Source organism: Leifsonia sp. 71-9 (genome assembly GCF_001898805.1).
Lineage (GTDB): Bacteria > Actinomycetota > Actinomycetes > Actinomycetales > Microbacteriaceae > Leifsonia.
Genome location: NZ_MKVJ01000021.1, coordinates 144,479 through 156,087, shown reverse-complemented (window position 1 = coordinate 156,087; position 11,609 = coordinate 144,479). Strand labels below are relative to the sequence as shown.

The window sequence follows — 11,609 nt, the reverse complement described above, 5'->3', positions numbered from 1 at the left end:
ACCGTGGTCCCGCCGCTCCGCCGTGCCGTGCATCCGGTCGATCAGGCCGGGACCGCGACGACGACCTTCGCCACTCGGACGGTGGTCGAGCCCAGGCGGTAGCCGGTCTCGACGACGTCCGCGACGGTGTCGGCCGTCACGTCCGGGGTGGGCTGCTGGAAGATCGCCTCGTGGATCTGCGGGTCGAAGGGCTCGCCCTTCTCGCCGTAGGGGGTGAGGCCGAGCCGCTCGACGTTCGTGCGCAGCTTGGCCGCGATGGTCGCGAACGCGCTGCCCTCGGTGAGGTCGCCGTGCTTCTCGGCGCGCTCGAGGTCGTCGAGCACCGGGATGAGGCCCTTGACGGCCTCGCTCACGGCGCGCTCGCGCTCGACCTCGCGGTTGGCCTCCGTGCGCTTGCGGTAGTTCGCGTACTCCGCGGTGACCCGCTGGAGGTCGGCGAGCCGCTCCGCCGCGAGCGCGTCGGACGTGGTCTGGCCGGAGAGGACGTCCAGGTCGTCGTCCGACAGGACGGGACCCTCCTCCGCGGCCGGGCCGACGTCGACGAGCTCTTCGTGCGACAGGTCGTGCTCGGACGGCTCCCGGACCTTGCCGGTCTCGGGGTCGATGCGCCGCTTGTCACGGATGATCGGCTCCTCGCGCTCGGGATCGGGCTCGCCCGATCCCGGAGCACCCGGGTTCTGGTCCGACATGATTACTTCTTCTCCTCGTCCTCGACGACCTCGGCGTCGATGACGTCCTCGTCGGAGGACTCACCCGCCTGCTCGCCCTGGGGGGCGTCCGCCTCGGGAGCCGCGGCGTCGGCCTGGCTGGAGGAGTAGATGGCCTCGCCGAGCTTCTGCTGGCTCGCGCTCAGCTTCTCGAACGCGGTCTTGACGGCCTCGTCGTCCTCGCCGGCCAGAGCCGTCTTCAGCGCGTCGACGTCGCCCTGGACCTCGTTCTTGACGTCCTCGGGGAGCTTGTCCTCGTTGTCCTTGATGAGCTTCTCGATCTGGTAGACGAGCTGCTCGGCCTGGTTGCGGGTCTCGGCGGACTCGCGGCGCTTCTTGTCCTCCGCCGCGTGCTCCTCGGCCTCGCGTACCATGCGCTCGATGTCGTCCTTCGGCAGGCTCGAGCCGCCGGTGATCGTCATCGACTGCTCCTTGCCGGTGCCCTTGTCCTTGGCGGACACGTGCACGATGCCGTTGGCGTCGATGTCGAAGGTGACCTCGACCTGCGGGATCCCGCGGGGGGCCGGGGCGATGCCGGTGAGCTCGAAGGTGCCGAGCGGCTTGTTGTCGCGGGTGAACTCGCGCTCGCCCTGGAAGACCTGGATCGCGACGGACGGCTGGTTGTCGTCGGCCGTGGTGAAGGTCTCGCTGCGCTTGGTGGGGATGGCCGTGTTGCGCTCGATGAGCTTGGTCATGATCCCGCCCTTGGTCTCGATGCCGAGGGACAGCGGGGTGACGTCGATGAGGAGGACGTCCTTGCGCTCGCCCTTCAGCACACCGGCCTGCAGCGCGGCGCCGACGGCGACGACCTCGTCCGGGTTGACGCCCTTGTTGGGCTCCTTGCCGGTCTCCTGCTTGACGAGCTCGGAGACGGCGGGCATGCGGGTCGATCCGCCGACGAGCACGACGTGCGCGATGTCGCCGACCTTGATGCCGGCCTCACGGATGACATCCTGGAACGGCTTCTTGGTGCGGTCGAGGAGGTCGCTGGTCATCTGCTCGAACTGGGCGCGGGTGAGCGTCTCGTCGAGGTTGGCCGGGCCGTTCTCGGTGAGCGACAGGTAGGGCAGCTGGATGCTGGTCGACATGCTCGACGACAGCTCCTTCTTGGCCTGCTCTGCGGCCTCCTTGAGGCGCTGCTTCGCGATCTTGTCGCCGGAGACGTCGACACCGGTGGTGTCCTTGAACTTCTTGATCAGCCAGTCGACGATGCGCTGGTCCCAGTCGTCGCCGCCGAGGCGGTTGTCGCCGGCGGTCGAGCGGACCTGGATGGTCGAGAAGTCGTCGTCCTTGCCCACCTCGAGGAGGGAGACGTCGAAGGTGCCGCCACCGAGGTCGAAGACGAGGATGAGCTCGTCCTCCTTGCCTTTGTCGAGGCCGTACGCGAGCGCGGCGGCGGTGGGCTCGTTGATGATGCGGAGCACGTTGAGGCCCGCGATCTCACCGGCCTCCTTGGTGGCCTGACGCTCGGCGTCGTTGAAGTAGGCGGGGACCGTGATGACCGCGTCGGTGACGGTGTCGCCGAGGTACTGCTCCGCGTCGCGCTTCAGCTTCTGCAGGATGCGGGCCGAGATCTCCTGGGCGGTGTACTTCTTGCCGTCGATCTCCTGGGTCCAGGTGGTGCCCATGTGGCGCTTGACGGACGAGATGGTGCGGTCGACGTTGGTGACCGCCTGGCGCTTCGCGGTCTCGCCGACGAGCACCTCGCCGTCCTTGGTGAACGCGACGACGGACGGGGTGGTGCGGAAGCCTTCCGCGTTGGCGATGACCGTGGGCTCGCCGCCCTCGAGCACCGAGACGACGGAGTTGGTGGTTCCGAGGTCGATACCTACTGCACGTGACATATGTGCTTTCTCTCCTTTGTTGCTGGTCTGCGTATTCGCTGGCCGATGAAAATCAGGGGGTCGAGAGTTGAGTCCCGACGACTCAAGAGTGCCACCCGGGGTGGAATCATGTCAAGCCGTCGAGCCCAAAACTTGAGTACACCTGACTCAACTTTAAGGAATGCAGGTGTATTCCCACCCCGATTCACACTTTTCGCACAACCACCGTCGATAGCGTGGAGGCATGGATCCCGCCCCTGCCGACGCCGACACCCCTGCACTCGCCGGGGAGCACGGAGGGCCGCTGCTGTCGTCGCGCGCCATCGAGGCGCTGCAGAGCATCGACCCCGCGACGCTGAGCGAAGTGCAGGCGTTCCGGGACGATTTCGCGCGGTTCATCATGCCGTACAAGTTCGGCATCGACGAGATCTCGACGAAGGTATCCATCCTGCGCGAGGAGTTCGCGGAGCTGCACGAGTACAACCCGATCGAGCACATCTCGAGCCGGTTGAAGTCGGCCGAGAGCATCGAGCAGAAGGTCGTGCGCAAGAACTGCGAGCCGTCGTTCGAGGCGATCCGCGACGCGATCACCGACATCGCCGGCGTGCGCATCGTGTGCTCGTTCGTCTCCGACGTGTACAGCGTGTTCGAGCTGCTGGTCGCCCAGGAGGACGTCCGCGTGCTCCGCGTGAAGGACTACATCGCGCACCCCAAGCCCAACGGCTACAAGAGCCTGCACGTGATCGTGGAGGTCCCCGTCTTCCTCAGCGCCGGGCCGGTGCACGTGCCGGTCGAGATCCAGCTGCGCACGGTGGCGATGGACTTCTGGGCCAGCCTCGAGCACAAGATCTACTACAAGTACGACGGCGAGATCCCGGAGCACCTGCTGCGCGACCTCACCGCCGCCGCCGGCACGGCCGGTCAGCTCGACGTGACGATGGAGGACATCCACCGCCAGGTGCGCGGCGACGGCGGCGGGATGCAGCAGTACACGCTGCCGATCCAGATCTAGCGCCGCGCCCGTCTGACGCCCGGCCCGGTGCGGGCCTAGCGCGCCTCCAACCACTCGGCGAACGTCTGCCGTCCCAGGCGCGCGTCCGGTCCGGCGAGGAGGGTGCCGTCGCGGAGCGCCCGGCCCCAGCGGCCCGGGAGAGGCACCGTGACGACCGGGCCGCCGCGCCCGGTCGCGGCGAGGTAGCGGCGGACGAGGTCGGGCATGTCCTCGACCAGCGGCCCCGCGAGGTCGCGGTCGAGCCCGCGCGGCTCGCCGACGGCGATCGCGGCGAGCGCCTCGCCGACCTCGGCCGCGGCGACCGGCTGGGAGCGCATCGCGGGCACGAGGTGGAACCGCTTCGCGCGGTCGCCGACGAGCTGCGCGGTCGCCGACGAGCTGCGCGGCGAACTCGTGGAACTGCGTCGCCCGCAGGATGCTCCATCCCGTGCCGGACTCCCGCACCAGCTGCTCCTGCAACGCCTTGCCCGCGTAATAGGCGGACGGCGCCGCCACGGCTCCCACGATCGACAGCGCGAGGTGATGCGGCACATGCGCGAGACGCTCGGCGGCGAGCAGGGAGCGGGTGACCCCGCCGAAGAACTCACGCGAGACGCGGCCCGAGGTGGTCTGCACACCGGTCACGTCGACCAGCGCCGCGCATCCCTCGATCGCGGTGGCTACTGCGTCGGCGGCGCGCACATCCACGCCCCGGGAGCGGCTCAGCACGACGGCGTCATGACCGGCGGCGTCGAGGGCGGCGACGACGTGCCGCCCGACGACGCCGGTGCCGCCGGCGACGGCGACCCTCATCGCGTCACCGCCTCGGTGCGCGCGGGGATTCTGTGCAGAAGCGAGTCATCCATACCCTGCAGGACGACGCAGCACCCGCGGATGTGAGGTGCGGCCTCACACCCAGGCGCCCCGATCCGTCTTAATAGGGGAAGAGGAGGCGGCATGGACGTGGACGCGGAGGTGATCGCCGAGCGGCGGCACCTGCTGGCACTCGGGTACCGGATGCTCGGCACGGTGGCGGAGGCGGAGGACGCGGTGCAGGAGACGTACGCGCGCTGGTACCGGCTCACGCCCGGCGAGCGCGACGCGATCTCGTCGCCGCGCGCCTGGCTGACCCGGGTTGCGAGCCGTGTCTGCCTCGACGTGCTCGGCTCGGCGCGCGTGCGACGCGAGAGCTACGTCGGCCCGTGGCTGCCGGAGCCGCTGCCCACGTCGGCGTTCGGAGGGGCCGGGGATGCGGCTCCGCTCGATCCGCTCGACCGGGTCACCCTCGACGAATCGGTGAGCACCGCGCTGCTCGTCGTGCTCGAGGCGATGACACCGGCGGAACGCGTGGCGTTCGTGCTGCACGACGTGTTCGCGCTCCCCTTCGACGAGATCGCGGAGATCGTGGGGCGCTCCCCCGCCGCCTGCCGTCAGCTGGCGACCTCCGCTCGGCGGCGGGTCCAAGAGCGCCGCGAACGGTCCGTCCCCCGCGCCGAGCACGACCGGGTCGTGCAGGCGTTCGGCGAGGCGGCGGCGGGAGGCGACCTCGCCGCGCTCGTGGCCGTCCTCGATCCCGCGGTCGTACTGGTGGCGGACGGCGGCGGCCGGGTGAGCTCGGCCCGCCGGCCCGTCCGGGGCGCCGAGAACGCGGCGCGCTTCCTCCTCGGCCTGGCCGCCAAGTTCTCGGACGCCGTGGTCCGCCCGATCGAGACGACGGACGGGCTCGGCTTCGAGGTGCGGCAGCAGGGCGTGGTCACCGGCATCCTCACCCTGAGCGTGCAGGGCGGTCTCGTCACCGACATCCGCATGATGCGCAACCCCGACAAGCTGACGCTCTGGGCGTGAGCACCCCGGACGTGACCGCGCCGCGCCGGTTCACCGCCCGTTCCCCGGCAGCCCCTACGCTGTGGGCATGACACGCGACCTCCCCGGAGGCGGCGGTGCGAACGGCGATGACGACGCGAGCACGAAACGCCCCACCACGTCGACCGATGCGCTCCTGACGTCGGCGAGCCCGCTCTTCTCCGACAGCTCGACCGAGCGCCGCATCCCGCGTCGCTGGGTCGTCTCGTGGGCGCTGTGGGACTGGGGCGGCGCCGCGTTCAACGCGGTCATCACGACCTTCGTGTTCACGGTGTATCTGACCGGCAGCCTCTTCGTGGACCCCGCGCTCGTCGCGGCGCGTGACGCCGAGACGGATCTGAACGGTCCCGCGCACGCCGCCGTGACCGCCGCCGAGGCACCGCTCTCCAGCGGTCTCGGCTGGGGCCTGGCCATCGCCGGCGTCATCGTCGCGCTGCTCGCGCCGGTGCTGGGCCAGCGGACCGACGGCTCCGGCCGCCGCAAGCTCTGGCTCGGGATCAACACCGGCGTCGTCGTGGTCGTGACCGCACTCATGTTCCTCGTCGTCGGCGAGCCGTCGTACTTCCTGCTCGGGGTCGCCCTCGTCGCGATCGCCACCGTCTTCTACGAGATCGCCACCGTCAACTACAACGCCATGCTCGTGCAGGTCTCGACGCCGAAGACCGTCGGCCGGGTGAGCGGCTTCGGCTGGGGCGCCGGCTACCTCGGCGGCATCGTGCTGCTCCTCATCGTGTACTTCGGCCTGGTGACCGACAACCCGGACGGCACCGGCGGCTTCCTCCACGCCAGCCAGGACGCCGGGCTCAACATCCGCATCATCGCGCTCATCGCCGCGCTGTGGACGCTGGTCTTCTCGCTGCCCGTGCTGATCTCGGTGCCCGAGATGGCGAAGAACGCCCGCACTCCGCGGGTCGGCTTCTTCGCCTCCTACGCCGTGCTCGTGCGCGACATCGGGAGGCTGTGGAAGGAGAGCCGGAACACCGTCCTGTTCCTGATCGCCTCGGCCCTGTTCCGCGACGGGCTCGTCGGCGTGTTCACGTTCGGCGGCATCCTGGCCCAGGGCACCTTCGGCTTCTCCAGCGGCCAGGTCATCATCTTCGCGATCGCGGCCAACGTCGTCGCCGGCGTCAGCACCCTGATCTCCGGGCGCTTCGACGATCGATACGGCCCCAAGCCGGTCATCGTCACGGCCCTCGTCGGCCTCGTCGTCGCCGGGCTCGCCGTGTTCTTCCTGCACGACGGCGGCGCCACCGCGTTCTGGATCGGCGGCCTCGTGCTCTGCCTGTTCGTCGGGCCCGCGCAGTCGGCCAGCCGCACGTTCCTCACCCGGGTCACCCCGGTCGGCCGCGAAGGGGAGGTCTTCGGCCTCTACGCGACCACGGGACGCGCGGTGTCGTTCCTGGCGCCGCTGCTGTTCGCGACCTTCGTCGCCGTCGGCGGCGCGCAGTACTGGGGCATCCTCGGCATCGTGCTGGTGCTCGCGATCGGGCTGGGACTGCTGATCCCGGTCAAGGCGCCGCGCTCGGTGCGCCTCGGCTGACCCGGCGAAATCGACCATTCGGCCCGGCGGCGGGAGCGCCTAGCCTGGCCCCATGGCGGAGGTCGTGACATTCCCGCTCGGCGTGGTGGTGCTCGTCGGCGTGATCGCTCTGGCGCTCGGGTTCCTGATCGGCACGCTGGTGCGGGGCTCCGCGCGCACGGAGACCGCGCTCGCGGCGCGGCAGGCCTGGGCGGCGGCCAATCTGCGGACGATCTTCGGGATCGGGCGCGACGCCGCCGACGCGGGTCGGCCCTTCGACGGGATCGTCCCGTCCGACGGGGCGACCCCGCGCGGTTACGGCGTGCGCGCGGTCGACAGTGCGGTGGACGGATCCACCGAGCTCATGCTCCTCCAGCCGCTCCGCAGCGGGTGGGCCCGCAACTGGCTGTTCAACTCGCAGGTGTTCCTGCAGGCGCAGGCCGACATCCTCCACGGCTGGATGCACACCCTCGGCAGGGAGGCCGCCCTCATCGACCCGGCCTGGCTGGCGGCCGACCAGGAGTACGTCCGCCGCGTGCACCGCGTCGAGAACACGCTGACCCACTGGGCCGCCGGGCGATGGCTCACCCATTCGAGTCTGCGACTGCGCATCACCAGCCGGAAGCCGTTCTGGAACCGTCGGCTGCAGCGCTCGCTGCTGATCCCGTCGGCTCCCGCCGCCGTGCTGCGCGGCGAGTACCCGCCGTGCGATTGCGGGACGGGGCAGGCGCCTGCGGTGTGAAGACCTTTCCGCTCAGGGGCGGGGCCAGGCGCGGACGAAACGGTCGAACAGCTCGGCGAAGGTGCGCGCTTCCTCCGGGGTGAACTCCGCGAGCGCCGACTCGACCGCGCTGCGCCGGTGGGTGCGCACCTCCTCGAGCTGCGACCGGCCGGCGGCGGTGAGCTGGATGAGCGCCCGGCGCGCGTCAGACGGATCGGGCACGCGCCGCACGTGCCCGCGCTCGACGCCCTCCTGCACCAGCCGGCTCGCCCGCGGCTGATCGACGCCGATCGCCTGCGCCAGCGAGCTGATGGAGAGCGGACTGCCTGCGGCCTCCGCAGTCTCCAGCGCCTCCAGCATCCGGATGCGCGCGATGCGGCCGAGGCTGCCGTCGCGGCCGCGGCGACCGGGGCCGGGGCGGGCGGAGTCGCCGAACGGCGGGTGGTCGTGGTCGTGGGAGCCGTGATCCCGAGCGTTGTGGTCGTGGGAGCCCTGGTCCCGGCCGTTGCGATCGTGGGAGCCACGGTCGGCCCGGTCCTGATCGGCGCGGTCCTGACCGGCCTGGTCCTGCTCGGGGCGCTCGGGGCCGGGGCGACCGTGCGCGGTGCGGTCGGGCCGGTCGTGGCCGCCGTCGCCTCCCGGGGCACCCCACGGACCGCGCGGGCCCCAGGCGTGCGGGCCGCCGCGGCCGAACGGTCCATCGCCCCAGGGGCCGGGCGGCCGGCGGCGCGACTGATCGCGGCGCACCGCCATGAGCGCGCTCTCGATGAGCGCGACCACGTCCGCTGACGGCGAACCCTGCTGAGCTTGACTCTCGTCATCCATGTATGTAACTATACATTTACTTGTCAAGATACATGCAAATAGGAAGGGGTCCCCGATGACGAACATCGACGACTCGAACAACACCCCTGCCTCGACCCCGCCCGGATACTGGTTCGGCGAGATCGAGAGCCGGCTGCGCGACCGCATGCGGGACGCGCTGGCCGAGCAGGACCTCCGCCGCGGCGGCTGGCGCCTGCTCCACTCCCTCTCCGAGGGCCCGGCGACCGCCGCCGAGCTCGCGGACCGGCTCCCCCGCGGGCGTCGTGGCCACGGTCGCGGACGCGGACGCGGACACGACGGTTTCGGCCGCGGTCGCGATCACGATCGGTCCGGTGTGCCGGAGCGCGGTGAGCGCGGTGAGCGCGGCGAGCGCGGTCATGGCCGCGAGGGCTTCGGCCGCGCCGGGTTCGACCCGCGCGAACGCGGCGGCTTCGACCCGCGCGAACGCGGCGGCTTCGACCCGCGCGAACGCGGCGGGCGCCACCCGCACCCATCCCAGCGCTCCCAGGGCGCCTGGACCTACAGCCGCGAGACGTGGCGCGCCGAGCGCCCGTTCGGCCCGGGAGGTGGTCGCCGCGACCACCACGGCGCCGACGCTCACGCCGAGGCCCACGCCGAGGCCCACGGCCACGACGAGCACCACGGCCACGAGCACCACGGCCACGACGGCCGCGAGGCCGCCTTCGAGCGCGGCTTCGAGCGCGGGTTCCTGCGCGGCACCGCCGCTGCACCCGCCTTCGGTGGCCCGTTCGGTGGTCCCTTCGGAGGCCCCTTCGGAGGCCCCGGCGGCTTCCGCGGCGGACGCGGCTTCGGCCCGCACCACGGGCACCGCGGTCACGGCGGCCCCTACAGCCGCTGCGACGGCGACCGTCGCACGGCGCGCATCGAGCGCATCCTCGCCGACTTCACCGAGCGCGGCTGGGTCTGGTTCGACGGCGACCGCGCCACCCTGACCGACGAGGGCCGCGCCGCCCACGACGCGGCGTTCGCCCGGGTGCAGGAGGTGCGCGAGACACTCGCCGACGGCATCTCCCCCGAGGACTACGCCACCACCCTGGCCACCCTCGAGACGATGGCCCGCAACCTGGGCTGGGAGCCGCGGGAGCAGGGTCAGGCCGACGAGCCGGGCACGCCCGCGGAGCCGGGTCAGCCCGAGCAGAGCTGAGCACCGACGGCTCCACTGAACACCTCAGGTGGAACGACACGAGGCCGGGGCGCGCGAGCGTCCCGGCCTCCGTCGTGTGCGGCTGAAGGCCGCGGCAAACATCACCCCACTCGCCGACGCCGCCTCCGCACGATCGCCATCCCCATCATCCCCGCACCCGCGACCAGCACCGCCAGCGCAGACGCGGCGACGGCCGCGCCTCCCGTCGCCGAGCCGGTCGCGGCGAGTTCGCCGGTCGCGATGCCCGCGACCGCAGCGCCGTCGCCTCCCGCAGCGCCCGCACCTTCGCCGGTCTCCGCTCGCGGAGCCCACGACGCCGAGAAAGTCTGGGCCGCCATGAGCGGCTGGAGGGCATCCCGCACCGCGTCGTCGGCGAAGAGGGTGCGCATCGCGCCGTCGTCGAGGCCGTTGGCGACGGCGGCCATGATCATCGACTGGTCGAGCGAGAGGTAGCGCTCGGCGATGCGGCCGCTGTGCACGGCGACCGCGTCGTAGAAGCCGCCGGGGCCGTAGGCGCCGAGGTTCTGCTCGATGCCGCGCAGGTTCTCCACCGCGCCGCGGGCGTCGTAGCCGAGTGCGAGGAACGACGCGTGCGGCGTCACCACGCCGTCACCGTAGGTCGGCGCCGGGTTCGTGCCGCGCGCGGCGGTCGGGCAGCCGGCGAAGGGGAGGTCGACATCGGTGTTCTCCTGGTCCGAGAAGTAGCCGTCGGCACGCATCCCGGCGGCGTCCACCCCGTACTCGCGGTAGCCGCCGTCGGGGTTGCTCGCGGGCGAGAATCCCCAGTATCCGTAGCCGGCATCCTGACCGTGCTTCTCCTGCACGGCGACCGTGACGGGATGGTTCACGCCCCACGAGGTCGGACCCCAGGTCTCCTCGGGCACCAGGAGGTCGGGCATGAGCGCCTCGAACATGCTGCCGCCCCAGCTCGGCACGAACTGCATGCCATCGGAGGTGTACGCGCCCTCGTACACGGTGAGGCCGTCGTAGACGCGGTTCTCGCCGACGGGGCTCTGCTCCTGCCAGGAGTAGTCGCAGCCGGCGGGCATGGTGCGGAAGGTGCCGTACAGCCCGGACGGCGGGATCTGCCCGTTGACGATGCCGAGGTAGGTCGCGATGCGGCTCTCGCTCACGGTCGTGTCGTACCAGTGGCAGGTGTAGAAGACGTTCGGGCCGGATCCCGAGAACGGCGCGCGCTCGGTGGCGCAGGTGTCGCCGGGCTGCGCCTCCCAGAAGCCGCCCTTGTTCGTGCCGGCCGGAAGGGCGGGGTTGTACGGGGTCGGGTCGAAGAAGACGCCGAAGTCCATCGAGTCGTACAGCGCGCGGGCGCGATCGGTCAGTGTCGGCTCGCCGTTCGCGACCATGCGCAGTGCCGCCGCGAGCCAGCCGTTGTCGACGGTGCTGAGGAAGGGATGGACGACCGAGCCGTCCTCCGGCCACGTGGTCAGCATGCGGCCGTCGGCGGGCGAGTACCAGTTGTAGAACATCCCGCTGGCGGCGTTGCGCTCGAGGTGTTCGAGCGTGCCGACGGTGGTCGTCAGCCGCGTGCGGGCGTCGTCGACGGAGATGATCCCGAGTCCGCGGGCGGCGAGGGTCGACCAGAGGTAGCCGCCGATGTTGGTCGGCGAGGTGTGGCCGCTGACGGAGGCGGGATCGAGCGCGCCGTCGATGTTGTCGGCGGGGAGACCGACGGCGGGATCGGTCATCGCGTCGAGCGAGCGCCAGATGTCGGCCGCCCAGCGCCGGAGGTCGGCGGCGTAGGGAGCGGCGTCGCCGGAAGCGGGGCCATGGGTGTCGACGGAGATGGCCGAGACAGCGGCGGCCCCGGCCGGCCCCGGAGGTGCGGCGGCTGCCGGAGCGGCTGCCGACCCCGCTGGTGCGGCCGCCGCCGGAGCGGCGAGAGCGACGGCGCCGACGAACGCGGCGGCGAGAGCGGTTCCGCCGGCACGCAGCGCGCGGCGGGAGAGGTGAAGGGGCATCATCGTCCTTTCGCCG

General features: G+C 71.5%; 10 protein-coding genes and 1 pseudogene. 5 read left to right on the top strand and 6 right to left on the bottom strand.

All coding sequences use genetic code 11. From position 1 onward, the window contains the following. Nucleotides 1–41: 41 nt before the first annotated feature. Nucleotides 42–689, bottom strand: coding sequence for a nucleotide exchange factor GrpE (locus tag BGO91_RS17310; RefSeq protein WP_290473978.1), 648 nt, complete (start codon nucleotides 687–689; stop codon nucleotides 42–44). A 2-nt stretch (nucleotides 690–691) separates the two neighbouring features. Beyond that, on the bottom strand, nucleotides 692–2,551 hold the full coding sequence (gene dnaK / locus BGO91_RS17305) for a molecular chaperone DnaK (protein ID WP_290473977.1): 1,860 nt from the start codon (nucleotides 2,549–2,551) through the stop codon (nucleotides 692–694). Nucleotides 2,552–2,774: 223 nt separating this feature from the next. Between dnaK and BGO91_RS17300 the strand changes: the two genes are divergently transcribed. Next, complete coding sequence (locus BGO91_RS17300) at nucleotides 2,775–3,542, top strand: GTP pyrophosphokinase family protein (RefSeq protein WP_290473976.1); 768 nt, start codon at nucleotides 2,775–2,777, stop codon at nucleotides 3,540–3,542. A 35-nt stretch (nucleotides 3,543–3,577) separates the two neighbouring features. On the opposite strand, the gene BGO91_RS17295 is transcribed toward BGO91_RS17300, so the two are convergent. Both BGO91_RS17295 and BGO91_RS22160 read right to left on the bottom strand, forming a co-directional pair. Next, nucleotides 3,578–3,868, bottom strand: a complete 291-nt coding sequence (locus BGO91_RS17295) for a hypothetical protein (protein ID WP_290473975.1) — start codon at nucleotides 3,866–3,868, stop codon at nucleotides 3,578–3,580. Nucleotides 3,869–4,238: 370 nt separating this feature from the next. After that, nucleotides 4,239–4,334, bottom strand: a pseudogene (locus BGO91_RS22160) (NAD-dependent epimerase/dehydratase family protein); the annotation flags it as partial. Nucleotides 4,335–4,478: 144 nt separating this feature from the next. Here BGO91_RS22160 and sigJ point away from each other — a divergent pair. From sigJ to BGO91_RS17275, 3 genes are all read left to right on the top strand, one after another. Further along, complete coding sequence (sigJ, locus tag BGO91_RS17285; protein ID WP_290473973.1) at nucleotides 4,479–5,366, top strand: RNA polymerase sigma factor SigJ; 888 nt, start codon at nucleotides 4,479–4,481, stop codon at nucleotides 5,364–5,366. A gap of 67 nt (nucleotides 5,367–5,433) precedes the next feature. Continuing rightward, nucleotides 5,434–6,924, top strand: a complete 1,491-nt coding sequence (locus tag BGO91_RS17280) for an MFS transporter (protein ID WP_290473972.1) — start codon at nucleotides 5,434–5,436, stop codon at nucleotides 6,922–6,924. A 52-nt stretch (nucleotides 6,925–6,976) separates the two neighbouring features. Further along, nucleotides 6,977–7,645 carry a hypothetical protein gene (locus tag BGO91_RS17275; RefSeq protein WP_290473971.1) on the top strand — a complete coding sequence of 223 codons (669 nt, stop codon included), beginning with the start codon at nucleotides 6,977–6,979 and terminating at the stop codon, nucleotides 7,643–7,645. A 12-nt stretch (nucleotides 7,646–7,657) separates the two neighbouring features. Here the strand turns inward: BGO91_RS17275 and BGO91_RS17270 are convergent, their stop codons facing one another. Next, on the bottom strand, nucleotides 7,658–8,449 hold the full coding sequence (locus tag BGO91_RS17270; protein ID WP_290473970.1) for a MarR family winged helix-turn-helix transcriptional regulator: 792 nt from the start codon (nucleotides 8,447–8,449) through the stop codon (nucleotides 7,658–7,660). A gap of 55 nt (nucleotides 8,450–8,504) precedes the next feature. Here BGO91_RS17270 and BGO91_RS17265 point away from each other — a divergent pair, with 55 nt between their 5' ends. Beyond that, nucleotides 8,505–9,614: a hypothetical protein gene (locus BGO91_RS17265; protein WP_290473969.1), complete on the top strand. Its 1,110-nt coding sequence runs from the start codon at nucleotides 8,505–8,507 to the stop codon at nucleotides 9,612–9,614. Between the two features lie 101 nt (nucleotides 9,615–9,715). Here the strand turns inward: BGO91_RS17265 and BGO91_RS17260 are convergent, their stop codons facing one another. Beyond that, the gene (locus BGO91_RS17260) at nucleotides 9,716–11,593 is read right to left on the bottom strand and encodes a glucoamylase family protein (protein ID WP_290473968.1); all 1,878 of its coding nucleotides are present in this window, start codon (nucleotides 11,591–11,593) and stop codon (nucleotides 9,716–9,718) included. Between the last annotated feature and the right edge of the window lie 16 nt (nucleotides 11,594–11,609).

Coding starts and splice junctions, on each gene's coding strand:
- BGO91_RS17280 (WP_290473972.1), top strand. CDS start 5,434: ATGACACGCGACCTCCCCGGAGGCGGCGGTGCGAACGGCGATGACGAC.
- BGO91_RS17275 (WP_290473971.1), top strand. CDS start 6,977: ATGGCGGAGGTCGTGACATTCCCGCTCGGCGTGGTGGTGCTCGTCGGC.
- BGO91_RS17270 (WP_290473970.1), bottom strand. CDS start 8,449: ATGGATGACGAGAGTCAAGCTCAGCAGGGTTCGCCGTCAGCGGACGTG.
- BGO91_RS17260 (WP_290473968.1), bottom strand. CDS start 11,593: ATGCCCCTTCACCTCTCCCGCCGCGCGCTGCGTGCCGGCGGAACCGCT.
- BGO91_RS17300 (WP_290473976.1), top strand. CDS start 2,775: ATGGATCCCGCCCCTGCCGACGCCGACACCCCTGCACTCGCCGGGGAG.
- dnaK (WP_290473977.1), bottom strand. CDS start 2,551: ATGTCACGTGCAGTAGGTATCGACCTCGGAACCACCAACTCCGTCGTC.
- BGO91_RS17265 (WP_290473969.1), top strand. CDS start 8,505: ATGACGAACATCGACGACTCGAACAACACCCCTGCCTCGACCCCGCCC.
- sigJ (WP_290473973.1), top strand. CDS start 4,479: ATGGACGTGGACGCGGAGGTGATCGCCGAGCGGCGGCACCTGCTGGCA.
- BGO91_RS17310 (WP_290473978.1), bottom strand. CDS start 689: ATGTCGGACCAGAACCCGGGTGCTCCGGGATCGGGCGAGCCCGATCCC.